The organism is Hymenobacter swuensis DY53 (assembly GCF_000576555.1).
Taxonomy (GTDB): Bacteria; Bacteroidota; Bacteroidia; order Cytophagales; family Hymenobacteraceae; genus Hymenobacter; species Hymenobacter swuensis.
In genome coordinates this window covers 4,085,056-4,108,538 of the sequence record NZ_CP007145.1, presented here as the reverse complement: position 1 = coordinate 4,108,538, position 23,483 = coordinate 4,085,056, and the positions used below count along the sequence as shown (strand labels likewise).

20 protein-coding genes, 1 tRNA gene and 1 riboswitch are annotated in these 23,483 nt (G+C 59.7%); of the genes, 11 read left to right on the top strand and 10 right to left on the bottom strand.

The genetic code is table 11. The features are described from left to right. Position 1: 1 nt before the first annotated feature. Positions 2 to 616 (bottom strand): NAD(P)H:quinone oxidoreductase, encoded by a 615-nt coding sequence (wrbA, locus tag HSW_RS19080; RefSeq protein ID WP_044003303.1) that lies wholly within the window; start codon positions 614 to 616, stop codon positions 2 to 4. Between the two features lie 335 nt (positions 617 to 951). Here wrbA and HSW_RS19075 point away from each other — a divergent pair, with 335 nt between their 5' ends. The 3 genes from HSW_RS19075 to HSW_RS19065 are packed head-to-tail and all read left to right on the top strand — an operon-like array spanning position 952 to position 3,623. Further along, positions 952 to 1,641, top strand: coding sequence for an RNA polymerase sigma factor (locus tag HSW_RS19075; protein ID WP_052346621.1), 690 nt, complete (start codon positions 952 to 954; stop codon positions 1,639 to 1,641). Beyond that, positions 1,622 to 3,232, top strand: a complete 1,611-nt coding sequence (locus HSW_RS19070) for an outer membrane beta-barrel protein (protein WP_044003300.1) — start codon at positions 1,622 to 1,624, stop codon at positions 3,230 to 3,232. Before HSW_RS19075 ends, HSW_RS19070 begins: the two co-directional genes overlap by 20 nt. A 25-nt stretch (positions 3,233 to 3,257) precedes the next feature. Further along, a complete protein-coding gene (locus HSW_RS19065; protein WP_155833061.1) occupies positions 3,258 to 3,623 on the top strand; it encodes a DUF6970 domain-containing protein in 366 nt (121 codons plus the stop codon). Between the two features lie 95 nt (positions 3,624 to 3,718). Here the strand turns inward: HSW_RS19065 and HSW_RS23115 are convergent, their stop codons facing one another. Then, the gene (locus HSW_RS23115; protein ID WP_081768497.1) at positions 3,719 to 7,198 is read right to left on the bottom strand and encodes an RCC1 domain-containing protein; all 3,480 of its coding nucleotides are present in this window, start codon (positions 7,196 to 7,198) and stop codon (positions 3,719 to 3,721) included. Positions 7,199 to 7,386: 188 nt separating this feature from the next. Here HSW_RS23115 and uvrB point away from each other — a divergent pair, with 188 nt between their 5' ends. After that, complete coding sequence (uvrB, locus tag HSW_RS19055) at positions 7,387 to 9,423, top strand: excinuclease ABC subunit UvrB (RefSeq protein WP_044003299.1); 2,037 nt, start codon at positions 7,387 to 7,389, stop codon at positions 9,421 to 9,423. 153 nt (positions 9,424 to 9,576) lie between these two features. Here uvrB and HSW_RS19050 read toward each other — a convergent pair whose 3' ends face one another. Further along, on the bottom strand, positions 9,577 to 10,302 hold the full coding sequence (locus tag HSW_RS19050) for an HAD family hydrolase (RefSeq protein ID WP_316931393.1): 726 nt from the start codon (positions 10,300 to 10,302) through the stop codon (positions 9,577 to 9,579). Between the two features lie 20 nt (positions 10,303 to 10,322). On the opposite strand from HSW_RS19050, the gene HSW_RS19045 reads away from it, so the two are divergent. Continuing rightward, positions 10,323 to 10,967 (top strand): chloramphenicol acetyltransferase, encoded by a 645-nt coding sequence (locus tag HSW_RS19045; protein WP_044003297.1) that lies wholly within the window; start codon positions 10,323 to 10,325, stop codon positions 10,965 to 10,967. 58 nt (positions 10,968 to 11,025) lie between these two features. On the opposite strand, the gene HSW_RS19040 is transcribed toward HSW_RS19045, so the two are convergent. Continuing rightward, positions 11,026 to 11,098 (bottom strand) — tRNA-Gly (locus HSW_RS19040). A gap of 180 nt (positions 11,099 to 11,278) precedes the next feature. Here HSW_RS19040 and HSW_RS19035 point away from each other — a divergent pair. From HSW_RS19035 to HSW_RS19025, 3 genes are all read left to right on the top strand, one after another. After that, a complete protein-coding gene (locus HSW_RS19035) occupies positions 11,279 to 11,521 on the top strand; it encodes a hypothetical protein (RefSeq protein WP_044003295.1) in 243 nt (80 codons plus the stop codon). 45 nt (positions 11,522 to 11,566) lie between these two features. After that, positions 11,567 to 12,103 (top strand): GNAT family N-acetyltransferase, encoded by a 537-nt coding sequence (locus tag HSW_RS19030; RefSeq protein ID WP_052346618.1) that lies wholly within the window; start codon positions 11,567 to 11,569, stop codon positions 12,101 to 12,103. Between the two features lie 67 nt (positions 12,104 to 12,170). Continuing rightward, positions 12,171 to 13,256 carry a dienelactone hydrolase family protein gene (locus HSW_RS19025; protein WP_197031913.1) on the top strand — a complete coding sequence of 362 codons (1,086 nt, stop codon included), beginning with the start codon at positions 12,171 to 12,173 and terminating at the stop codon, positions 13,254 to 13,256. A 7-nt stretch (positions 13,257 to 13,263) separates the two neighbouring features. On the opposite strand, the gene HSW_RS19020 is transcribed toward HSW_RS19025, so the two are convergent. Further along, complete coding sequence (locus tag HSW_RS19020) at positions 13,264 to 15,576, bottom strand: B12-binding domain-containing radical SAM protein (RefSeq protein WP_044003293.1); 2,313 nt, start codon at positions 15,574 to 15,576, stop codon at positions 13,264 to 13,266. An 83-nt stretch (positions 15,577 to 15,659) separates the two neighbouring features. Between HSW_RS19020 and HSW_RS19015 the strand changes: the two genes are divergently transcribed. Next, a complete protein-coding gene (locus tag HSW_RS19015; RefSeq protein ID WP_155833060.1) occupies positions 15,660 to 16,196 on the top strand; it encodes a hypothetical protein in 537 nt (178 codons plus the stop codon). A gap of 69 nt (positions 16,197 to 16,265) precedes the next feature. On the opposite strand, the gene HSW_RS19010 is transcribed toward HSW_RS19015, so the two are convergent. Then, the gene (locus HSW_RS19010) at positions 16,266 to 16,838 is read right to left on the bottom strand and encodes a helix-turn-helix domain-containing protein (RefSeq protein WP_052346617.1); all 573 of its coding nucleotides are present in this window, start codon (positions 16,836 to 16,838) and stop codon (positions 16,266 to 16,268) included. Continuing rightward, positions 16,835 to 17,188: a hypothetical protein gene (locus HSW_RS19005; RefSeq protein ID WP_044003291.1), complete on the bottom strand. Its 354-nt coding sequence runs from the start codon at positions 17,186 to 17,188 to the stop codon at positions 16,835 to 16,837. Before HSW_RS19005 ends, HSW_RS19010 begins: the two co-directional genes overlap by 4 nt. 227 nt (positions 17,189 to 17,415) lie before the next feature. Here HSW_RS19005 and HSW_RS19000 point away from each other — a divergent pair, with 227 nt between their 5' ends. After that, positions 17,416 to 17,691 carry a hypothetical protein gene (locus tag HSW_RS19000; protein ID WP_155833059.1) on the top strand — a complete coding sequence of 92 codons (276 nt, stop codon included), beginning with the start codon at positions 17,416 to 17,418 and terminating at the stop codon, positions 17,689 to 17,691. A 179-nt stretch (positions 17,692 to 17,870) separates the two neighbouring features. Here HSW_RS19000 and HSW_RS18995 read toward each other — a convergent pair whose 3' ends face one another. Together HSW_RS18995 and HSW_RS18990 are read right to left on the bottom strand one after the other, a co-directional pair. Next, entirely contained in the window at positions 17,871 to 18,962 is a 1,092-nt protein-coding gene (locus HSW_RS18995) for a DUF5074 domain-containing protein (RefSeq protein ID WP_044003288.1), read from the bottom strand. 34 nt (positions 18,963 to 18,996) lie between these two features. Continuing rightward, positions 18,997 to 20,943, bottom strand: a complete 1,947-nt coding sequence (locus tag HSW_RS18990; RefSeq protein ID WP_044003286.1) for a TonB-dependent receptor plug domain-containing protein — start codon at positions 20,941 to 20,943, stop codon at positions 18,997 to 18,999. A gap of 164 nt (positions 20,944 to 21,107) precedes the next feature. Continuing rightward, a riboswitch (cobalamin riboswitch) is annotated at positions 21,108 to 21,323 on the bottom strand. Positions 21,324 to 21,404: 81 nt separating this feature from the next. Here HSW_RS18990 and HSW_RS18985 point away from each other — a divergent pair. Beyond that, positions 21,405 to 22,013 (top strand): DNA-3-methyladenine glycosylase, encoded by a 609-nt coding sequence (locus HSW_RS18985; protein WP_044003285.1) that lies wholly within the window; start codon positions 21,405 to 21,407, stop codon positions 22,011 to 22,013. Between the two features lie 79 nt (positions 22,014 to 22,092). Here the strand turns inward: HSW_RS18985 and HSW_RS18980 are convergent, their stop codons facing one another. Continuing rightward, positions 22,093 to 23,280 carry a THUMP-like domain-containing protein gene (locus tag HSW_RS18980; protein WP_044003284.1) on the bottom strand — a complete coding sequence of 396 codons (1,188 nt, stop codon included), beginning with the start codon at positions 23,278 to 23,280 and terminating at the stop codon, positions 22,093 to 22,095. Between the last annotated feature and the right edge of the window lie 203 nt (positions 23,281 to 23,483).

The window sequence follows — 23,483 nt, the reverse complement described above, 5'->3', positions numbered from 1 at the left end:
CTTATTTCACCGCCAGTTTCTTGGCAATTTCGGCAGTGTGGCGGCCCTGGAACACGGCTCCTTCCAATTCATTGGCACTGGGCTGCCGCTCGCCCTGGCCACCGGCCACGGTGCTGGCACCGTAGGGCGTGCCGCCGGTTACTTCGTGGTGACCCATCTGGCCCTGCCAGGCATAGGGCAGGCCTACCAGCACAAAACCATGGTGCAGCAGCATAGTATGCACCGCCCGGATGGTGGTTTCCTGACCGCCGTGCTGGGTGGCCGTGCTGACGAACGCGCCGCCGACCTTGCCTACCAGCGCCCCCTGCGCCCACAGGCCACCTGTGCTGTCCCAGAAAGCCTGCATCTGGCCGCACATGTTACCGTAGCGCGTGGGTACCCCCACCACAATAGCATCATATTCCTTCAGCTCATCCACCGTTACCACCGGAACGTGGCCGAATGCCTTCTGCGCTTCCGTGGCCCCTATCTGGTCGAGCAGCTCTTTGGGCAGCGTTTCGGGCACGCGCTTCACAAGCACCTCATTATCGGCTACCTGGCGGGCACCTTCGGCTACGGCTTCCGCCAGCTTGTAGGCATGACCATAGGTGGAGTAAAACAGCACAAGAGTTTTCATCGGGACGCGGGGTTAGGTAGGAAGATAGTTGACTCATGTATCTACATGCCGGATGCAGTGCGGGTTGCGAAAGCCGGAATATTATAACCCGAAGAAACTGTTGCTGAAAGGATTAACTTGCTGCTCATGAAAAACGCCTGGGCCTATGCAACCTCCGCCAACCCGGCGGCACTCTTATCGGCGTTGCCCTCCTTTATTCCTGCTGGGGCGCACATACCTCAGTTATTGACTTCGCAGCATATGCAGCATTCTTACTTGCGCGGAAGCCTCCTCCTGCCAGAGGAAACCGCTGGTGAGCGTCTTACAGCCGGACCCCGCCAGGGCCGGAATGCCCGATGAGCGCCCTTTCGGCTACGTTGGGCGGAGGTGGGCTGCGTAGCCTGCTGCCCAACGGCGCGGCTGCGCGCCCGGAGTCCTTATCCTCGTCGTTATCCGCTCCTGTGCGTACCCTCACCCCGCCTTCCCAGCTTTCCGACCTGGAGCTGATTGACGGTTGCCTCGCCGGTAGCCGCCTGATGCAGAAATACCTCTATGAACGATTTGCCGGCCGCATGATGGCCGTGTGCCTGCGCTACGCTCAAACCACTTTTGAGGCGGAGGATGTGCTGCAGGAAGGTTTTCTGACGGTATTTAAGAACCTGGGCAGCTTCCGGCGGGAGTGCCCGCTGGAATTCTGGATTCGCCGTATCATGGTAAATGCTGCCCTGCGCCAGCACCGCCGCAACGCCCCGCTGGTAGCCGTAAGCGACGGGGGCGAATACCCGGAGGACCTGATGGGCGAAGAGTTTACGCTCTCGAATTACAACTTCGAGGAGTTGCTGAACCTGATTCAGGAACTGGCTCCGCGCTACCGCATGGTGTTCAACCTGTTTGCCATTGAAGGGTATGGCCACAAAGAAATTGGCGACATGCTGGGCATCTCCGAAGGCACTAGCAAGTCGCAGTACTCCCGCGCCCGGGCCATTTTGAAAAGTAAAATCGAACGTCTCGACGCTCACCGCTCCCATGGCAGCTTCCGCTCCTAATACACCTGATTCTCCCACCCCGCGCCCTACCGGCGACCTGGAGCACCTGTTTCAGCAGAAATTCGCTGAAGCCGAGGTGACGCCGCGCGCCAGCCTCTGGGACCAGCTCGACCATGAGCTGGTAATTCAGCAGCATGAGCAGGTAGTACAGGAAAATACTACGTACCGTCGCCGCCTGGTAGTGCACCGCTGGGTGGCTGCCGCATGTCTGCTGCTGGCCCTGGGCTTCGGTAGCTGGGCTTTCCTAGGCAATAGTGGCCTGAACTCTTCTCCGGAGCTGGCGGCTGCACTGCCCGGCTCCAACGCTTCGGCTGAAAATGGTGCCGGTTTCCGTCTGGGCGAGGGCGCAGCCATTGGCGCAACGGTAGCTTCCGGGGCATCTTCGGGCGGTGCTGCGGCGGCCGGCGGCTTAGCTTCTGTTACCGAAAACGGCATGGGCAGCCAGCAGGTGCCGGAAGGTGCTACCGCACCGGCTGGCCAGCGTTCCGGCCTTGGGCAGATGCTGGCTGGGCTTTACGAATCGGTAACCGGTGGGCGTAGCGGCTATGATGCCGGGCAACTATCTGACGAGGGGAGGGGCAGTCGGCAATATGCTGCCGGAGCCGCCACCCTGTTTGCCAGTCATTCGCCCGCCGCAGAAAATGCCTTTTTCGCAGGCTTCAGCTTGATGGAGCCCCGGGCGGCCTACCTGCGCAACAACTTGGGACTGCGCCGCCCCGATACGCTGAAGCCGGCTCTGTTGGCTGTACCGCAGGCCCCGGCCCAAATGCAAGAGCTGGCTGCTGTGGAGCCTGAGCAGAAAGAAACTCCCAAGCTATGGAAGCGCCTGCGCCTGGGAGGTAGCCTGGCTGCCGGTTCCTTCAGCCCTAACATCAACTTCTCGCACACAGACGGCCGCGTGAAGGCCGACCCCGTTACGACGGCTCTGCGCAGTTATTATCAGGATGAAGCCGAGGATGAATACCGCCGCAACCTGCGGGCCGGCCTCAGCCAATGCGTCGCCCTCACGGCTTCCTACGCCCTCAACAAGCACTGGACGCTGACCGGTGGGGCTGAAGTGGCGGAACAGCGGGCTACCTCAGCTACTACCTATGGCTTTATTGACGGCAAGCAGGTAGGCCGGGAGGCCGCCGATATTTTCAGCCGGCCCGCTGCCTACAACGCCGCCCCGGCCCAGCCCCGCACTACCTCCTACCACTACCGCACAGCAGCCGTACCGGTAGGGGTGCGCTACGGCTCCAATAAAGCCGGTCTCTCGCTCTATGCCAAAGTGGGCGCGGCAGTGAGCGTACTGCTAAGCAGCCGCTCGGAGCTGGATGGCTCACCGGAAGCTACCCGGGCATACAGCGCAAAATCAACAGACTCCCCGTACCGGCAGGTGCTGACTTCCCTGCGCGGGGGAGCAGGCGTGCGCTACCAGCCAGCAACAGCCAGCTGGAGCTTGGCCGTAGGCCCCGCCGCCGAAACGTATCTGACAACCCTCAACGCCAACCCCAGCCAGCGCGTGGCTAACCAAAGCCGCCCGTACAGCCTGGGCGTAGAAGCCAGTGTAGAGTTTGGAACTCCCAAACCTATGCCGGGTGTACAATAGTCGTGGCTCACTTGCCGCCAGTCCCATGAACCGCGTTTCTATCCATCTGTTGTCGTGGCTCCTCCTGTTGGGGGGAGCTACTTCCTGTTCCAGTTACCTGGAAGATGCTGCCCCAACTTGCCCCGGCGACTTTTCAGCCACTCTCACGGAGCAGCTCCGGCAGAAGCCCAAGCAAACACCGGCCGCTGAAATAACCCAGTATACTTACCAAAACCGGACGGTGTACCTGGTTACCGGCGGCCCCGCTACCAACTACAGCTACCTGTTTGATACCTGTGGCAATGTAATTTGCGCGGCCGCTGGCGGCCCCGCCAACAATGGTGACGGCCGCTGCTCCGACTTTACCGCCACAGCCACCAACCCGGTTCTTATCTGGCGCGACCCCCGGTAGCAGTGACCAAGCCCACCAAAAAAGCCCGCCTCCAGTGACTAGAGGCGGGCTTTCATATAACTGCTGAAACTACTGTGATAAGTGGCAGGCTTATTTTATTCACGAACTATCCGCAGCACCGATTGTTGGGTGCCTTGCTGCAAACGGAGTAGATACAATCCAGAAGGCAAAGAGCCAGTTTGAGGTATCGTCAGGGTCGTGGCAGCAGATATATATAATGTCTGCTGCCACAGCACGCGGCCGGTAGCATTCAGCAGGCTGATGATAGCCGGGCCACGCTGCAAAGGACGAAGTTGTACCTGCACACCGGTGCTGCCAAACGGTACCGGCCACGCGGTGAGTGGGGCTTCGAGGGCCGGGGCGGCAGCAACTGCCGACGGGGTGGCGGTTAGCACTTGGTTGCCCAGTGTGAGCATTAGGGGGACTGTGCCTAGCGGGCTCTGGCCAAGCTGGCCAACCTGGTTGTTGCCCCAGGCCCAGAGCGTACCGTCTGCACGGATGACCAGGGCATGGCTGCCGCCGGCCGCGTAGCTGACCCAGTTGGTTGGGGAGGAAAGTTGCACTGGTGCCGGCCGGTCAGTAGCGGTGCCATCCCCCAATTGGTGAATCCCATTGAGCCCCCAGGCCCAGCTTGTACCATCCTGGCGTACTGCTAGGGTGTACCCGCGGCCGGTCACCACGCTTTGCCAGGTAGTGCCCGGCGCAATTTGTACGGGTACGATAGAGTATTTCTGAGCACCAGTGCCCAGCAGGTCGAAATAGACGCTGCCCCAGGCCCAGAGCGTGCCATCTTCCCGAATGGCCGTTGTATGCACTGTGCCAGCACTCACACTTTTCCACTTTGAGCCCGGCGCTACCTGCACGGGTCCATACTGGGATAGGTCAAGAACACCATTGCCCAGCAGGCCATGCTGGTTTTCGCCCCAGGTCCAGAGTGTACCATCTTCCCGAATGGCGGCCGTATGCTCATGGCCGGCACTCACACTTTTCCACTTGCTGCCCGGCATTACGGGAACCGGGGAGAACAGCGCCCAGGCGGCTCCTGGTAGAACATTGCCACTAAAGGAATTGTAGCCCCAACCCCACAGGGAGCCGTCGCGCCGGATGGCCATCGTATATCTATAGCCGGTGCTTACGCTTCGCCAAGTGGTGTCGGCACTGACGAGTGCGGGAACCACGCGGGGCTGATGGTTGAAGTCGATATAGGCCAGCCCCCAACCCCACAGGGTACCATCCTGGCGGATGGCAGCTATGTGGTCCCAGCCGCAGCCCATAGTTTTCCATTTGCTGCCCGGCGCTACCTGGGTGGGAGAGGAGTGGCCAATGGTTGTGCTGTTGCCAAGTTGTCCATTGTCGTTGCTCCCCCAGGTCCAGAGGCTGCCATCGGACTGTAGGCCGGCCGAGAAAGAGTAGCCGGCGCTGACCTGTTGCCAGGTAGGCTGGACAATGGCGCGGGGAGCAAGCTGGTTGGTCGTACTGCCGTTGCCCAACTGCCCATGTGTGTTGCTCCCCCAGGTCCAGAGGCTACCATTCTGCTGGATACCGACCGAGGAAGCGTTAGTGGTCAGGGTTTGCCATCGGCCAGCCCCAGGTACCCGCGTGGGCTGCAACAGCGGGTCTGTGTTGCCCATGCCGAGCTGGCCGTTGGTGTTATCACCCCAGGCCCAGAGGCTGCCATCCTGCTGCAGCGCCGCCGAGTGAGTAGGGCCGGCCGCCAGGGTTTGCCAGGTGGTAGCCGTGCCAATACGGGCGGGAATAAGGGAATTGGCGGTGGTCCCCGTACCTAGCTGCCCGGTTGCGTTGTTACCCCAGGTCCAGAGGCTACCATCTTTGCTGATGCCGACGGTGTGCTGGTTGCCCGCTTTCACTTCTTTCCAGATACCTGGCGTGCCTTGGGGGAGGTAGATGCGGTTGAACGTTAGCAACGAGGTGGTGGAATTATTGCCGAGCTGGCCGGAAGAGTTTAGGCCACACCCGAGCAAGGTACCGTCTTCCGCCAGTGCCACCGTGTAGCCTTGTCCGGGAGAAGCCTGCAGAATGCCATTGCTCAGGTAAACAGGCAATAGTCGACGGATTTTGTCGCCGGTACCCAATTGGCCCTGGTCGTTATTGCCCCAGCTCCACAATCTGCCTTTTTCCTCAAGAGCCACCACGTGGCCGGGGCCGGCGCTTACGCTCCACCACCTGCGCCACTGGGTCAGAGAATCAATCTGCCGGGGCCGGTGGTGGTCCTTAGTGGTGCCATTCCCGAGCTGGCCAAATTCATTACTGCCCCAACTCCACAACGTGCCATCCTGGCGAATGGCCACGGTATAACCGGGGCCCGCGCTGGCGCTGAGCCAACTGGTGAGGTTACCAAGTTGTACAGGTACACTCCGGGAAGTGGTGATGCCATCCCCAAGCTGTCCGCGCTGGTTGTTGCCCCAGGTCCACAGTGTTCCGTCCTGTCGCACGGCTACTGTGTGGGTGCTGCTGGTGCTAACGCTGCGCCAGGTAGCATTAAGCACTTGGCCAGCAGTGCTGAGGGCAACGGGAAACAGCGTTGCACTACCTACCTGCCCGGCAGTATTGGTTCCCCAGCTCCAGAGTGAGCCATCCTGGCGCACAGCCAAAGTATGCCGGCCTGTGGCCACGGCATACTGCCAAATAGAGCCAGGATGCACCTGGTGGCTATTCTCCCATATATAATTGTCGTAGGACCTGAGCATGAACGTGGTGCCGTTGCCAAGCTGCCCAAATTCATTGTTGCCCCAGGTCCATAACGCCCCATTATCCTGCACGGCGGCTACGTGGAACTCTCCCGCGCTGGCCTGCAGCCATTTTTTAGTAGGCTGTATTTCGTAGGGAGTAGCATTGCCCGAGTAACCGCCCGGTGCGAAGCTGCCCCAGTGCCAGAGGCTGCCGTTCTGCTGAATACCTATCGATTGGTTGCCTCCGGCATCTATGCTTTTCCACAGAGTGCCAGGCTTCACCTGTATCGGCACCGCCGAGCTGGCCAAGGTTTCGTGGCCGAGCTGACGGCTACTGTTGCTGCCCCAAGTCCAGAGCGTACCGTTCTGCTGGAGCGCCAAGTAGTGCCTTTCCCCGGCGCTTACAGTTTGCCACGTGCTCAGCGTGCCAAATTGTTTGGGCGTGGGCTGTTGGTCTCCCCACACCCATAGGGTACCATCCTGGCGCACGGCCACGGTGGCGGTGGCGGAAGCGGCAACACTTTGCCACCTGGAGCCCGGGATAATTTCGGTGGGGGCTGACTTGGCGACTACCGTGCCGTTGCCTAACTGCCCATACTCGTTATTACCCCAGATCCACAGCGTGCCATCCTGCCGGATACCTGCCGAGTGCCGGTAGCCGACGCTGATGGACTGCCATTGAACTCCGGTGAGTATGGGAACCGGAAACTGGCGGTTGCGGGTGGTCCCATCACCCAGCTGTCCGAATTGGTTGTCGCCCCAAGCCCAGAGGCTGCCGTCGGGCTGAACAAATAGGGTGTGGGATTGTGCCGTAGCGGGCATACACCACGCGCTGCTCAACCACACCAATAATCCCAGCCAGAAGCCCCGTAAAAGTCGAATCATACAAATTGCTATCCTGTTATAAAAAGACGCGGCAAGATACTGGAGGAAGCGGTGCCCCAGGATAGGCAGCAGAAAAGACTACGAAAGAACTGCTTCATCAGGCAGGCTCTATCCGCAACGCCCCGAACCATCTGCCCCGGATTGCAGTTATCATAGGCTACCCTTTTCAAGTCCTATCTTGCCGCTGCATGAAGTATCAACTGACCTCGGAATTCCAACCCACCGGCGACCAGCCGAAGGCCATTCGGCAACTGGTGGAGGGTGTGAACAACGGCGAGCCGGCCCAGGTGCTGCTGGGGGCCACTGGCACCGGCAAAACCTTCACCATGGCCAACGTTATTGCCGAAACCGGCAAGCCTGCCTTGGTGCTCTGCCACAATAAAACCCTGGCCGCCCAGCTCTACGGCGAGTTCAAGCAGTTCTTCCCCAATAATGCCGTCGAGTACTACATCAGCTACTACGACTATTACCAGCCCGAGGCCTACATTGCCAGTTCCGACGTATTCATCGAGAAGGATCTGGCCATCAACCAGGAAATCGAGAAGCTGCGGCTGCACTGCACCTCCACGCTGCTCTCGGGCCGCCGCGACGTCATTGTTATTGCGTCGGTGTCGTGCATCTACGGCATCGGCAACCCCGAGGAGTTCAGCAAAAACGTGATTTACATGGCTCCCGGGCTGCGGTACTCGCGCAATAATCTGCTCTATCAGTTCGTGCAGATTCTGTATTCGCGCACTGAGGTGGAGTTCACGCGGGGCAGCTTCCGAGTGAAGGGCGACACGGTGGACATCTTCCCGGCCTACGCCGACTACGCCTACCGGCTGTTCTTTTTCGGCGACGAAATCGAGGCCATTCACCGCATCGACCCGCAGAGCGGCAAGAAGCTGGCCGATGAGAAATCGGTGACGCTGTACCCGGCCAACTTGTTCGTGACCGGCAAGGACACGCTTAACCAGGCCATCAAGGAAATCCAGTTTGATCTGGTGCAGCAGCACGCCTACTTCGAGAAGGAGGGCCGTGATTCGGAGGCCAAGCGCATCATGGAGCGCACCGAGTTCGACCTGGAGATGATTCGGGAACTGGGCTACTGTTCGGGCATTGAGAACTACTCGCGCTATTTCGACGGCCGGGAACCGGGCAGCCGGCCCTTCTGCCTGCTCGATTATTTCCCCAACGACTACCTGCTGGTAGTGGACGAAAGCCACGCCACCATGCCCCAGATCCGGGCCATGTGGGGCGGCGACCGGAGCCGCAAAACGGCCCTCATCGAGTACGGCTTCCGTTTGCCTTCCGCCTTCGATAACCGTCCGCTTACGTTCAACGAGTTCGAGAGCATGTACCGGCAGGCGGTGTTTGTGAGTGCCACGCCGGCTGATTACGAGCTTACTCAGGCCAACGGTATCATCGTGGAGCAGATCATCCGGCCCACCGGGCTGCTCGATCCGGAAATCGACCTGCGCCCCAGCACTAACCAGATTGACGACCTGCTGGACGAGGTGGACAACCGCGTGAAAATGGGCGACCGGGTGCTGGTGACCACGCTCACCAAGCGCATGGCCGAGGAGCTGCAGAAGTACATGGAGCGCCTGGGTATCAAATCCAGCTACGTGCACTCCGATGTGAAAACCCTGGACCGGGTGGAAATTCTGCGCCAGCTACGCCTCGGCGAAATCGACGTGCTCATCGGCGTAAACCTACTCCGGGAAGGCCTTGACTTACCGGAAGTGAGCCTTGTAGCCATTCTCGATGCCGATAAGGAAGGCTTCCTGCGCGACCAGCGCAGCCTGATTCAGACGATGGGCCGCGCCGCCCGAAACGACCGGGGCAAGGTGATTATGTACGCCGACCGGATGACCGGCTCCATGCAGCGCGCCATCGACGAGACCAACCGCCGCCGCGCCACCCAGCTGGCTTACAACCAGGAGCACGGCATCACGCCGCGCACGGTGCGTAAGAGTCACGCCGAAATCATGGGCCAGACCTCCTTATCGGATTACCGCATCCAGGACAGCACAGTGTACACCGGTCCCGATACCGACTCGGCTCTAGCCATTGCGGCCGAGCCGGTGGTATCGATGATGAATAAGGTGGATCTGGAAAAGCTCATCAAGCAAACCGAAAAGCAAATGGAAGCCGCTGCCAAGGACCTTGATTTCCTCACCGCCGCCAAACTCCGCGACGAGCTGGCTGCGTTGAAACAGGTGCTCAAAACCAAGCGGGATTAATGACCCGGAAAACCCGTAGCAAAGGGGGCAGAGGCAGCGGTTTTAAGCTGTTTGTGCCCCTTTAGTATTGCGTTGGATTGTAGCCGGCTCTGGGGTTAAGAAGGTGCTTTGCTAATAGCTCAGTTGCCTGGGATAAGCAGGTTAGCCGGCTTGCTATAACTGCTCCAGCCAAGCCGGAATTTCGGCTAGGGAAGCGGCTTTGTAGAAGGTCAGTCCTGCCAAGTCGTCTTCGGCTACGCGTTCCATTACCCAGGTGGTATGGTAAGGCACGTAAGCCGCCCGGCCACCCAGGCGCGCCACCGGCAGCACATCGGACTTCAGGGAATTGCCAATCATGACGAATTCCTCCGGTTGCACGCCGTAGCGGCTGAGCAGGCGCTGATAGGTAGCTTCGTTTTTCTCGCTCACAATTTCTACATGGTCGAATAAGTCGCCCAGACCGGAGCGGGCCAGCTTGCTTTCCTGGTCGAACAGGTCGCCTTTAGTGAGCAACATCAGCGGCAGGCCGCCCTGCTTCACATGGGCCAGCACTTCCGGTACGTGCGGCAGCAGCTCGATAGGAAAATCCAGCAGCCGCTTGCCGTAGTCGAGGACGTGCTGAATCTCGGTGCCGGTTACCTGTCCGTCCGTCAGTTGAATAACGGTTTCAATCATGGACAGCATAAATGACTTCGCGCCGTACCCAAACAAGTCCATGTTCTGGCGCTGCACCTCGAAGAACCGGCTACTTAGCGCCGCCGGGGTACCGTAATGCGTCAAGAGGTCGTAAAGGCGGGCCTCTGCCTCATCAAAGTGTGGCTGATTGGGCCAGAGAGTATCGTCGGCGTCGAAAGCAATGAGTCGGGGCGCGGGCATGGCGAAGGCGAAAGAGACGGGCAAAGTTACCGAACTTGCGGCCCATGAAACAGCTCATTGACCAAGCTTCCTGGAATCGGCGGGAGCATTTTTCCTTCTTTTCTGCCTTCGAGGAGCCGTTTTTTGGCGTAGTGGCCGAGGTGGATGCTGCTCCGGCTCTGGCCCGCGCCAAGGCCTTAGGCCTATCGTTTTTTCAGGTATACCTGCACGCAGCGCTTACGGCCGTAAACCAAGTGGAAAACCTGCGCTACCGGGTAGAAGACGGCCAGGTGTATTGCTACGAACAGATCAATGTTTCCCCCACTTTAGGCCGCCCCGACCACACCTTCGGCTTCAGCTTCGTGCCATACCACCCCGATTTGCGGACGTTTGGGGAAAGCCTGTCGGCCGAAGCCGACGCCGTGCGCCAGAGCAGCGGCCTGCGTCTCAGCCCTGAAACAGCCCGCCCCGATGTCATCCACTTTTCAGCCCTGCCCTGGGTGAACTTCACCAGCCTCACCCACGCCCGTTCGTTCTCCCACCCCGACAGTATACCGAAGATTTCCGTAGGTCGGCTCCGGCCCGATGGCAGCCGCCAGTTGATGCCCGTAGCCGTCAACGTGCATCATGGCTTAGCCGATGGCTACCACGTAGGGTTGTTTCTGCAAGCTTTTCAGCGGGAGTTGAACGGCGGGCAGTATGCCCCGTAGTATACCCCAAAATGAAATCAGCCACCTAGATTGCTATCTAAGTGGCTGATTAAAAGTGAGCGAGAAACGAGGTTCGAACTCGCGACCCTCAGCTTGGGAAGCTGATGCTCTACCAACTGAGCTACTCTCGCTTGATGAAGATTGGTAAGGCAAAAGTACGCGGCAGAAATCAATTTACAACCCGTTACGTATCGGATAGTATGCTTATTTGCCCGGCCATCGGTGTTGATAGGCTGCACAAGTGCAAGAAACCATGCCAGTGTATGGCAGTAGCTGGTTGAGTATCTGTTTTCAGTTTCAATGCTTGTTCTATGGCTTGGCCTTTGCCTCCCGCTACCCGCCGCCTGGTAGGGTTACTGTTTCTGACTGCCGGTTTTATGCTGCTGGTGGGCGTGGGCCTACGCCTTTATGTCGTGTATGATGCGTACCAGCGTCTGGGAACTGACGCGCTGGCCACGCAGCAACTAGTATTATACATGATAATGCTGGTAGCGGCCCTGATGATGCTGCGCTACGGCTGGCGTGAGCGGCGCGGTAATGACACGGTAGACTAAGCCCCTTACCTTTGTGGCCTATTGCCCACCCGGGCTTCTTCTGCCATGACTACTCCGCTTCGCATCTTTGTTGCCAAACGCAACCCTGCCACCGCTACCCAACTCGCCGAAATGGGCCGCCGCATGTTTCACGACACGTATGCTGCTCAGAACCGGCCCGAAGATATGGCGGCTTACGAAGAGGCTACTTTCGGCCCCGACAAGCAGCTGGCTGAGCTGCAGGAGCCCGATACCGTGTTTTTGCTGGCCCAGATGGTGCAGGAAGTAGTGGGCTACGCCAAACTCAGGCTCCATTCTACTTTGGGCCTCGACCCGGAGAAAATGCCCGAAGACCGGTTGGAAATTGAGCGGCTGTACGTGGCCGAGGATTGGATTGGCACCGGCCTGGGAGCTTCGCTCATGCGTCGGGCCATTGAGGAAGCACGCGAGCAGGGCTGCCGGGCCGTTGTACTGGGAGTATGGGAAAAGAATGAACGGGCCCGGGAGTTCTACCAACGGTTTGGCTTCAAGCGCATTGGTGAACATACCTTCACCATTGGCTCCGACGTGCAGAACGACCTGATTCTGCGGAAGGGGCTGTAAGGCAGGACTGATTACTAAGCACGTACCAAGGATTTACCTTTGATTTTTTTCTAACCACCTGCCGCCTTTGAATACTCTTCGGTCTGTGTGCTTTGCGGTTTGCTGCCCAATAGGAGCAGCAGCCCTGGTCCTGCTGGCTGGCTGCTCCGGCAATACGGACTCAGAAGCTGCTGCCACGGTGCCACCGCCCACGGGCCACTACGAAGGACCCATCAGCTACCAGGGCGCAGAGCTGCGGGTAGCACTGGAATTGCGCGAAATCAGTCCGGGAAAACTGCAGGCGGAAGTGAGCTTTCCTCAACTGCCCGGGCTTGAGTTTGAAGCCGCCCGTACCAGTTATCAGGCCCCGCAGCTGCGGCTGGAGCAGCTGGCGGCTCAGCAAGGAGGTATTACGGTGCAGGCGGTCCGGGAAGGAGACTTTCTGCGGGGAGTATTGCGCTGGGATAGTCTGCAGGCCGATTTCGTGTGGGTGCGTCGGGGTGAAGCCGCCGCGCGGGGTTTTCGGGAGCAGGTCTTTGCCGTTCCCGGCACCGGCTTCCGCCGGCTGCGCCTGCTACTCCCCGATGATACGCTGCCTCAGCACCCAGCTCTGGTGCTGCTCGCTCCGCCGCCTACTGTTGCTGCGGCCGGTAGCCGGGCAGTATATCTGGCCCGTCGGGGCTTTGTTACAGTGGTGGTGCCCGTAGCGGCAGCATCCGATTCAGCAACCGCCCAGACAACAGCGGCCGTGTTGGCTACTGTGCGCCGGCAGGTCGGCGTTGATTCCAGTCGGGTAGGCTATTGGGGCCGCGGCCCGGCTACCGTGCTAGTTGCGGCGGCGGCTGGGCAGTTGCCGCAGCCCGGTTTTGTGGTGTTAGAAGGCGCCTCAGCAGCCACGCGGGCCGAGGCACAGTTGTATCAAGTGCTGAGCCAGCAGCGCATTCCTACGCTGAGCCTGTACGCTAGCCTCGATACGACGGTGCAGGTGCAGGCCAGCGCGCGTCGGCTGCGCACGGCACTGGGTTACCGGAAAGGCACGCAGGTACGCATCATTCCGCAGGCTACTGCCGATTTTCTGCAACCCGGCCGCACGCGTTCCGATGGTCAATGGCAATGGCCCCAACCAGCGGCCGGCTACTGGCCTGGCCTTACCGAATGGCTTGGGCAACGGTAAGCCGGGGTTATAAAATCAGGAGTCCTTTTTCCCGCAGCAGCTGCCAGGCTGGGCTCAGCAGAAACTGCTCCCAAGGTTGCCCAGTGGTAGGATAAACAGCCGCCGCATCTTTCAGCAGCACTTTGGTATCGTAGTCGGCCGTCAGGTTAGTGAGTAGCGCATGCAGCCAGGGGCCGAGCACGGTCGGTACGCTTACCTCAAAATCCTCAGCCTGCTCGTAAAATGTGAGCACAGCCCGCCCGCCTTTTTTGCCGGATTCCAGACGCAACTCGGGCGCATTGCCCAGCCAGAACAGGCGGTTGTTGAGCCGGCTGGCATCGGGTTTGGCAGATTCCTGCAACGCCTGGCTAATGAGATGGCGCGGTACGTTGGGCTTAGGCACCCGGAAGTCAAACCAGAAACCCAACGGCTCCTGCAACGCCACGCCGTGCAGGTAGTTGTAAAGAGCCTTGGCCAGACCAGGGCCGAACTGTTCGTGGTCGGTGCCGGTGGGGTCGTCGTGCCACAGGTCGTTCCAGGCGAAAGGGCCGGGCTCAGGGCCGGTCGGGACTACCTGATACTTCGCTGGGTTCTTACCCACCGGCGAGTGGGCCGTCATCGAGAATCGATGCCAGTAGCCGCTCTGCACAATGCCGGCCTGGAACAGCTGCCGCACCACTTCCAGCGAATCCACGGTTTCCTGGGCGGTTTCGGTGGGGAAACCGTACATCAGGTAGGCGTGGACCATAATGCCGGCCTGGGTAAAGCCATCCGTCACGCGGGCGACCTGGGCAATGGTCACGCCTTTTTCCATAAGGGCCAAGAGGCGGTCGGAAGCTACTTCCAGCCCGCCACTCACGGCAATGCAGCCTGAGGCCGCCAGCAGCCGGCACAGGTCAGGCGTGAAGGTTTTCTCGAAGCGGATATTGCCCCACCACGTAATGCTTACCCGCCGCTTCAGCAGCTCCACGGCCAAATCACGCAGGGCCAGGGGCGGGGCGGCTTCGTCCACAAAGTGAAAGCCGGTCTGGCCGGTCTGGGCAATGATCTGCTCAATCCGATCCACTAGCAGGGCGGCCGGTGCGGTTTCGTAGCGCGAAATGTAGTCCAGCGTCACGTCGCAGAAGGAGCAGCGTTTCCAGTAGCAGCCGTGGGCAATGGTGAGCTTGTTCCAGCGCCCGTCGCTCCAGAGCCGGTGCATGGGGTTCAGCACCTCAATCACCGATAAATATTCCGTCAGCGGCAAGTCGGAATAGTCGGGCGTGCCGACCTCGGGATGCGGAATATCCGGCGCCGGATGGTTGATGTACTCCACCTCGCCGGCCGCATTGCGCAGAAAGGTGCGCTGAAGTTGGTGAGTAGGTATCGGTTGGAGAGGAATGTCAGGCTGAGCCTGTCGAAGCATCTCTACCGCTTCGTTGCCTTGGAATTGATAAGTCAGCGGTAGAGATGCTTCGGCAAGCTCAGCCTGACGTTCTGTATGGCCGCTGATAGCTTCCAACAGCCGCAGCCACGGGCCTTCGCCGTCGTCCAGGGTCAGAAAATCGATGTAATCGAAGAAGCGGGGTTCCCGGATGGTGCGCAGCTCCGTGTTGGGGTAACCACCGCCCATGCTGGTGTAGGTGCCGGGACGCGTCTGCTTCACGCGGGCCGCTAGTCTCAGCGCGCCGTACAGGTTACCGGGAAACGGCACCGTAAAGCCCACTATATCAGGTTGGGCGCGTTCCAGCAGCGTATCCAGCAGCTCCAGCAGCATCCGGTCGAGCAGGTTCGGCGGGGTCTGCAGCGCCTCGTGCAGCGCATCGAAGGTGGTGGCCGACATACCCAGCTTCTCGGCGTAGCGCGAAAAGCCGAACTGCGGCCCCACGGTTTCCTTGATCAGGTCGCCTAGGTCTTCGAGGTAGAGCGTGGCTAGGTGGCGCGCCTGATCAGTGAGGCCCATCGTGCCAAAGGCCGTTTCCAGGTCGGCCACGTTATCGAAGCGGCTGGCTTCGGGTAGAAACCGGCTGTGGCAGATGCGCGGGGCCAGCGTGTTATCCTTGTTCTGCAAAAACCGGACGACCGGCTCCACCGTGCTCAGATAGCTATTTTTGAGGCGCAGCATCCGGCGCGCGTTGTCGCTCAGGGCAAAGCTGCCGGCTTCAATTTCGGCAAACACTCGCTGCAGGCCCGCCCGCGAAAACAGCTGCAACACCAGCTCCAGCCCCAGGTCGGCCTGGGTTACCGCGTAGCCGCGCCCGCCCAGAAACCCCTTGAGGTAGGCCGTGGCCGGATACGGCGTGTTGAGCTGCGTGAGCGGCGGCGTAATAAGCAGGATGCGGGGTTGGGCAGTAGACGACACGGGACAACAACCGCCAACCGGCGGAAAAGGTGTCGGCAAAGGTACGGCCCGATAGGTTGCCGTATATTCCCCGTATCATACGAGTGACTTCCCCTGCGGTACTACCGAAAATTTCCGGTGCAGAGGCGTTGTGCCTGTTGCAAGCCGGGAAGGCGGTGCGCGGCTACCGTGTGGTAGGCTCCCTGAACTTTCACGAAGACGACCCTGCACATCCGGTACTACTTGAGCAGTGCTGGGATGAGAATCTGAAAGCTGTTCATTTAAGCTTCAAAAGCCCTGTTCGGCTTGCCAACTGCCATTTTGTACGTCGTGACTTTTCGTTTGCGTACTTTTTGCAGGGGCTAACTATTGAGAATTGCGCATTCGAGAACTACCTGAATTTTCAATCTGGTGGACATAACCAGCCGGGTTTCCTGCTCCACTTGTTGCGCAACACGTTTCATGGGTTCGTGAACTTCTTTGATTGTTGGTACAGAGCAGCAGTACAGATAGAACACAATGATTTTTTAGGGCAAACAAATCTGCTCAGTTTCTCCGCCAACTACATGGCGTTCGATGTAGTGCCGCACATTCAGCACAATACCGGCGAATTACACCGCACTGATGAAGGCATAGCATAAAAACGTCGAAGCTCCTGGCAGACCCATATTCGGGACGTTTTTATGCTCTTTGATTTGCCTAGCTTGGGCTTACGCCAGCTGATCCAGCGAGAGGCGACGCGGCATCAGGTCGCGGCGGAATTCGCTTACCGAGCGGCCGGTTACCTGCCGGAACTGGTTGCTCAGGTGCTGTCCGGAGCTGTAGCGCATGTGCTCGGCAATTTCACTCAGCGTCATATCATTGTAGCTCAGCATCTCCTTCACGCGCTCAATTTTGAGGCGGATCAGGTATTTCTCGATGGTGAGGTTGGCCGTGCGCGAAAATACTTTGCTCAGGTGCGAGTACGTGGCCGCAAAGCGGTCCGTCAGGAAGGCCGAAGTAGTCAGGGGCATCCGCGCCGTGCGCAGGTGCTCCAGGTACTCGACCAGTGCCGTTTTGATCTGTTCAGTAAGCTGGTCGGCCCGGCCCATAATTACGTCAAAACCGGCTTCGCGGAGCATGGGAGCAACGGATGCGGGGTCGGCGGGAGTGCTTTGGTCTAGTTGGGCCTGGCCCAGCTGCACATCGGTGGGGCGGTAACCTGCTTGCTCAAGGAGGCTGCGCACGGCATCAATGCAGCGTGGGCAAACCATGTTTTTAATGTGGAGGAGCGTAGTTTTCACGGATGTTGAGTTGGGTTCAGCCGCGTTGCGGTACGCGTGGGTTTACGGATAGTGGGAGTGGTAGGGTTGGCTTTGGTCCGGCGGACCGGTTCCGGTGCGGGCTCGGCCCACATCTTTCCAAACCAGTTGGCCGCCGCCCAGTTTACAAAGGGTACTACCGCCAGAAAAGTTACGGCCAGTAGCCAGAAAAATACGAAAAAAGCCCCAGAAATCCGGCCGAAGAAATGGTCCTGCACACCGTACAGATATGTCACCAAAGCCAGGGCCAGAAAAAGGCTGATTCCGGCCAGAACCCCCGCGCGCTGCAACAGCGGCCGGAAAGGTAACGGGCGGGCAGAAGATCGGTTCATAGCAGCAAATACGGGCCGGCAAATATAAACGTCTGCCTCATATGCGCCTATACTATGGGTTAGCTACGGATACAGAAGCGCAGGGGTGGCATATACGGAGAAAAGCGGAACAGCAGTGAAATGGTTAGGATAAAAGAATGCATACTAGTGTACGCAAAAACCAGCGGCATGGTCAGCCGTACAGCTGAAAATACTTGTTCTCATTGGTCTTCCTAAATCCAGCTACTATGAAATTCTCTCTTTCGCTTCGGCCGATGGCCGCCGCCGTGTTGCTCACTGGTCTAGTGTCCGCCTGCAATACCGGCACCGATACCGGGGCCACCAACGTGGAGCGCGGGGCTGAGAAAAGCCTCGACCCGGCCAGCCGCCAGAACGCCACCCTGGCCGCCGATTCCGCTACTTCCGGTCTGAGCCGGGACACCACGAATGGTCCTACCGGTCGCCAGCAGTACGAGCAAGCCGGCGAAACCACCGACCGGAACCACGACGGCCTTGCCGATTAGCTATTATCAACGGCCTGAAATGCAACGAGCCCGCAACCGAAGTTGTGGGCTCGTTGGTTGTCAACCGGGGCACGGTGGTTTGGGGCCAGCGCTGGTCAGGAGCTAAGTTGTTTCCGAAAGAGGGGAGAGGCCGCCCGACTGCCACCAAGGCTGCCGGGCGAGAAACGATTAATAGAAGATTAATAGAATACGAAGCCGTTCGGGCCGATGCCGACCGTGAACGAGTCGATGGCCACGCCGGTGCTGCGGTAGCGGATAACCTTGTCGGCGGCCGTAAAGGAGCCGATGCCGCCGTAAATGGTGTTGTCCTGTGGATCAATGCCCAGCCCGTAGAAGCTACGCCGAATGAGGGGCGTGGTGGGCAGTGCGGCATCCCCGATGCCCAGCGTGTATACGCCCCGACGGTACGTGTAGTAGAGCTGGTTTTTGGCGCCGTTGATGGTGAGTTTACTGGGAGAGCTGGTGTTGGAGTCAACTTCGCGCTGCGTGGCCGTCAGCTGACCGGGCGTGATAACCGCCAGGCTACCTTTGGTGGTGCGGGAGTAGTCCACGGAGTAATCGGGGTTGTAGGCCACTTTGCCGCCGCTCAGCACCCATACCTTGCCGTCACGGTCCAGGGCCAGGCTGTTAGGCGAGTCGCCCACGGTGATGGTGCCTTCCACGGCATCAGTAGCGGTATTGATGACCGTTACGGTGTTACCGCCGCTGTTGGTCACGTACAGCCGTGAGCCGGCCACCAATAACTTCTCGGGCTGCACGCCTACTTCAACAGACTTGCTGATGGTATTCGTCTTCAGATCCAGTACCGATACCCGGCCATTGCCGCCGTTGTACGACACAGTTTCGGTTACGTAGCCTTTGGCCGAAGAAGCGGCGGCAAAGTAGCGGGGCAGCTTCAGGCCAGTAATAGTGGCCTTGGAGCGGAATTTGGCCAAAGACACCACTTCCAGCTTATTACTGTTGTTGACCACGATGTAACCCAGGCTGTCCTGTACGGCCATGCTTTGGGCCACGTCACCTAGCGTCCGGCCATTGGCGGAGTTGAACAGGGCTTTGTTGGTTACCGAACTGCTGGCTTTGCTGAACAGGCTGATATCGGCATTGGAACGTAGGAAATTACCCTCGTTCACCACGAATACTGTGCTGGTGACGATGGGTTGCTCGGTAGGCTCCGGCTCGTTGTCTGGGTCACAGGCCAGCAGGCTTAGGGCGGCGGCACTGCCCAGAAGCAAGCGGCCGGGAAGGCCGGTAAAGGCGGAAAATGGTTTCATGCAGGTAATTAGGTTAAGGAAAAGAAGGCGTGACTCAGCGCCAGAATACGCGTAGGCTCAAACTGCCGTGGCGGAGCGGCATGGCGCGGTTCTGGTAGCTCTGGTAATCGAGGTTTAGTAGGTTGTAGCACTGGGCCAGCAGCAGCAGCTTCCAGGCGGGCCGTACAGCCAGCGTGCGGCCCATGGAGGCATTCAGGAGCGGAAAGGAAGGCAGGAACTCCGTGGCCGAGGCATCGGTGTAGCGGTAGCCGGTGTAGGTGAAAGCTGTGCTCAATTGCCAGCCGCGCCAGGTATGGTCGGTGCTGAAAGCGGCAGTATGCAACGGCACGAAGGGCAATTGCCGGCCTACTGGGTCAGCATCATCGGCTGCGCCCTGGGTTTTGCGGGATTGGGTAAAGGCATAGCTGCCGCGCACCGTGAGCTGGTAAGTGCTGGGGCGCCACGTCAGCTGGCTGCTGGCTTCCAATCCCTGCGCCCGCACCTGCCGCAAGTTGCGCGGCGACCAATAAGAAGCCCCCGGCGTCCATTGCACCCAGTTATCTACCAACTGATGGTAAGCCGTTAATTCCGTTTGCAGGCGCAGGCGGGTAGGTGTGAGCTCCAACAGATGCACCACGCCGCCTTCGTATCCGAAGCTTTCCTCCGGCAGCAGATTGGGGTTGCCGCCGGGCCGCCAGTACCGCTCGTTGAGGGTAGGGGCGCGGTAGCTGCGCGAGGCGCTGCCTTTCAGGCTGATGCTATGGGCTCCGGCCTGAAACGCCAGCCATTCGGCCCCCACGGTAGGCGTGAGGGGCGGCCGCCGACCCGGCAGGATTGCCTGCCGCAGGTTCAGGGACAACTGCAGGCGCGGGCTCGGGTCGTAGCGAAACAAGGCAAAGCCAGAATACCGGTTTTCGGTGCGCGGCGCACTGCCGTAGCCATCTACCTGCGCCGCGAAGCGCTGGGCCTCTCCTCCCAGGCGCACCGAGGCGTTAGGCGCAAACCGCCAGGTATGCTCTGCCTGGACCTGGCTGGTGCGCACCCGTGATTCGCTCAGACCACTCACGTCGTCACGGTAGTTCAGAACATCTTCAAACCACGCCGCGCGGGCCGCCCATTCATGTTGGGTGCTCACGTAGCGGTAGCCCGCCGTGAAGCGGCGGCTCTGGTCCCGCTCCTGGGCGTTGGTATTGTTGGTGCCAATGCCGGGCTGAATCTGTCGGTCAGCATCCGTCAGCCAGACAGCCGCCGAAATTTCACTGCGCTGACCCATGCGTAGCGTAAGATCCTGCGTGAGGCTGGCTTGCTGCAACGCGGCGTTTTCCTGGCGTACCCGCACCCGGCCCTGGGCTTCGCGGGTGTAGTAGGCAAAGTCGTTATCGGCCTGCCGGTATAGTATGCTGGTGCGGAGGGCTATTTTCTCGTTGCTGAAGGCGGCTTCCAGGTTGCCGGCTCCCAGTCCAAAGCTGCCATAATCGGCCTGGGCGGCCCCGCGCCAGCCCGTTCCCCACTTCACCCCCGACGATAACAACACCGTGCCACCAATAGCCCCATTGCCGTAGATGGCCCCGGCTGGCCCCGGCTGAATATCTACCTGCGTGGCTCCGCTTACGGGCAGCAAAGAGAAGTCAGCCTCGCCCAACGACGGCAGGTTGATGTTGAAGCCATTCCAGAGGACGGCCGTATGGCGGGCCGAGGTACCCCGCAGCGTGATGGAGGCCAGCTGGCCTGGGCCATAGTTCTTCAGGTAAATGGCCGTGCGGGCACTCAGCGCGTCGGTGAGCGTACCGGTGCGGTAGTTGGTCAGGGCCAGGGAATCCAAGGAAAACCGCCGGCTGCCCACGGCAAACCGCTCCGCGCCCAGGCCCGTCACGCGTACCCCGGACAGCCGTAGCGTATCTAGTGTGCTGCTGGTTTGCGCCACCAGAACCTGCGGCACCAATAAGGCACAACTCACCAGCAGGCCCAACAGCCCGGCAGGATAAAATTCAGGTAAGCGCATCTTCCGAACCAAATTTTCGCAATCGAAAAATTCAGTTCAAAGCCTCAGAAATCAGCCGGTAAACTCGCTGAACCCTGAAGCCGAGGCCGAAAACAGAAGGGTATCTCGCGCTGCCGAAGCGGCGCTACTGCATTCATTCTCCGCCCTTCCTCCGAGGACGCTGAACATAGGGGAATGCAAAGGCAGGTCTCCTGGCTTGCTCCGGGCGCGTCGCCTTCCCATTTCGTGAGCCTCCGGTAAAGAAGCTGAAACAGTGGCCGGTGATGACGCGCCGACTCATGAAGCGTACAGTTGCGGGGACAGCTCCGGCGTTAAACCGGATTCCCTTTTCAGCCTCGCCCCACAATTGGGGTCCGGACACCTTTACAGTGGCAAAGATAGGCAATGACGCGTATACTGTGGCTGTATTGTTCGCAAACAACGGGTGTCCGCTGCTACGCTCTTCTTCCGCTCTGCCTTTTATGTCCAAGCTGCCGCTGTCCTTCTACCGCCGCCCCGACCCCGTTCAGGTTGCCCGTGACCTGCTGGGGAAACACGTTTATTCCTGCCTTGATGGGCAACTGACAGGGGGGCGCGTTGTAGAGACGGAGGCGTACTCGCATGAGGGCGACGATTCCATGCAACTGCATCTGAAGCGGCGCGGCACCCACGGCCTTGCCCTGCACGAGCCCGGCGGCCGGGCCTACCTCTACCAAGTATACAACCGCCACACGCTGTTCAACATCAGCACCAATGCTGCTGATAAACCCGATACGGTGCTTATCCGGGCCATAGAGCCATTGGTCGGCTTGGAGATAATGACGGCGCGGCGCGGTGGCATTCCTTCCGATTCGTCCCGCCTGACGGCCGGCCCTGGCCTGCTGACCCAGGCATTGGGCATCACCCCGGCCCTTACTGGTACGGATCTGCAGGACTCTTTACTCTGGCTGGAAGACGCGGGCGAAACCATTGCGGAATCAGACGTTCTGGCCAGTTCCCGTGTAGGCCTGACCTATGCCGGCGAAACCGCCGCCACGTTGCCCTGGCGCTTCCGCCTCAAAAACAACCGCTGGACTAGCCCCGCGAAGTGAAATGGTGAAGTAGTGGAATGGTCCGTTTGACCTTACAATCCGCGTAAGTAGCGCCGACAGAGTATTCAAACGCACTATTTCACAGCTTCTCACAAACCAACACCATCAGTCGGCCTTCCAGATTGGTGGTGGCGAAAAGGTACAGGTCGCCGCCTTCCCGGATGCCGGTTCGGTGCCGGAATTCAGCCACGGTATCCGGAAAGTTGCGGGTGGTGACGTGGGCGCGTACGTCGGGGCCGAGGTGAGGGCGCAGGGCCTGACCGTCGTACTTCTCCACTGCCCGAATCCGGAAAGTCCTACCAGGAAAGTCGGGACGCAACGTATCAGATGTATAAAGGTGACTGTGCTGGTGTAGCTTCAACAACTCGAACGCCGTGCCGATGCTTTTGAACGCCCCGGCCTTGAGCACGGCCACATTGGGTTCGTACAGGTATTGCTGCGGCTCGGCGTAGCGGGCCACGGCGCGGGACTCCCGCGCCCGGTTCAGTCGGAATTCCTGCTGCTGCCCGGTTCGGAGCAGATTTACGGTGTATCGCTCGGGGTCTATGGCCGGCTCGGGCCCCAACTCATACAGCACTTCTTTGCACTCATTATCCACCGCTATCACCCACAGACGGCGTACCTGGCGAAGCTCCTGAATGGCCTGCTCAATATCGAGCATGGGGGAGGTTTTGAGCAGCACACTGCGGCTTTTATGCAATAGCAGCGGCAACAGGCGCAGCACGTCGGGCTCACAGTCCTGCAGCCGGAATATCTTTTTGGCCGCCGTATCGCGCCGGGCCGGGTCCAGGTACAGCCAGTCGAACGTATCGGGAGTGCTGCGCAGGAACTGCACAGCGTCGCCGGTGTGGCACTGCACGTTCCGGATGTTGAGTTGAGTCAGGTTGTAGCGGACCACCTCGGCCAGGGCCGCGTTACGCTCCACGTAGTGGACTTCGGCCACGGCGGCGGCAAAATGCGCAACATCTACCCCGAAGCCACCCGTGAGGTCGGCCAGGCGCTGGCCCTGTACCAGAGAGGCTTTGAAAGCGGCCGTGCGGGCCGAAGATGCCTGTTCGACCGACAGAGCCGGTGGAAATACTAGGTCGGGGTTTTCTGCCCAGGCCGGAATCTTGGCGCGGGCCTTCTGACGTGCCTGAATCTGGCGGATAAGCTCGGGGACGGGGAGGTGGGGGTGGCGGCGCGCTTGCAGAGCCAGGGTGGCAGGGTCGTCGTGCAGGTGCTCGGCAACGTATTGCCGGGCCGCCGTCGGCAGCGGGTATTCCATGTAGGTTTCCTACGAAAACAGGTCGGCTCCGAACGTAAATCCGAAGCTGGCCAGGGCGAAAGACGTCATCAAACGTAAGCAGGAATCCGACAATTGTCAGCTTCCCGGCAGTACGATGCGGCCTGAACAGGTTAAAAAGAACATTCCGGGCGAAGGCTCCGAAGTCGTCATCCTGTTACAGATGTTCAACTCCCAAGTCCGCC

Excerpts from the sequence above, each read along its gene's own strand:
- HSW_RS23115 (WP_081768497.1), bottom strand. The coding sequence starts at position 7,198 with ATGATTCGACTTTTACGGGGCTTCTGGCTGGGATTATTGGTGTGGTTG.
- HSW_RS19000 (WP_155833059.1), top strand. The coding sequence starts at position 17,416 with ATGAAATTCTCTCTTTCGCTTCGGCCGATGGCCGCCGCCGTGTTGCTC.
- HSW_RS19005 (WP_044003291.1), bottom strand. The coding sequence starts at position 17,188 with ATGAACCGATCTTCTGCCCGCCCGTTACCTTTCCGGCCGCTGTTGCAG.
- HSW_RS19030 (WP_052346618.1), top strand. The coding sequence starts at position 11,567 with ATGACTACTCCGCTTCGCATCTTTGTTGCCAAACGCAACCCTGCCACC.
- uvrB (WP_044003299.1), top strand. The coding sequence starts at position 7,387 with ATGAAGTATCAACTGACCTCGGAATTCCAACCCACCGGCGACCAGCCG.
- HSW_RS18985 (WP_044003285.1), top strand. The coding sequence starts at position 21,405 with ATGTCCAAGCTGCCGCTGTCCTTCTACCGCCGCCCCGACCCCGTTCAG.
- HSW_RS19070 (WP_044003300.1), top strand. The coding sequence starts at position 1,622 with ATGGCAGCTTCCGCTCCTAATACACCTGATTCTCCCACCCCGCGCCCT.
- wrbA (WP_044003303.1), bottom strand. The coding sequence starts at position 616 with ATGAAAACTCTTGTGCTGTTTTACTCCACCTATGGTCATGCCTACAAG.
- HSW_RS18980 (WP_044003284.1), bottom strand. The coding sequence starts at position 23,280 with ATGGAATACCCGCTGCCGACGGCGGCCCGGCAATACGTTGCCGAGCAC.
- HSW_RS19035 (WP_044003295.1), top strand. The coding sequence starts at position 11,279 with ATGGCTTGGCCTTTGCCTCCCGCTACCCGCCGCCTGGTAGGGTTACTG.
- HSW_RS19065 (WP_155833061.1), top strand. The coding sequence starts at position 3,258 with ATGAACCGCGTTTCTATCCATCTGTTGTCGTGGCTCCTCCTGTTGGGG.
- HSW_RS19075 (WP_052346621.1), top strand. The coding sequence starts at position 952 with ATGAGCGCCCTTTCGGCTACGTTGGGCGGAGGTGGGCTGCGTAGCCTG.
- HSW_RS18990 (WP_044003286.1), bottom strand. The coding sequence starts at position 20,943 with ATGCGCTTACCTGAATTTTATCCTGCCGGGCTGTTGGGCCTGCTGGTG.
- HSW_RS19045 (WP_044003297.1), top strand. The coding sequence starts at position 10,323 with ATGAAACAGCTCATTGACCAAGCTTCCTGGAATCGGCGGGAGCATTTT.
- HSW_RS18995 (WP_044003288.1), bottom strand. The coding sequence starts at position 18,962 with ATGAAACCATTTTCCGCCTTTACCGGCCTTCCCGGCCGCTTGCTTCTG.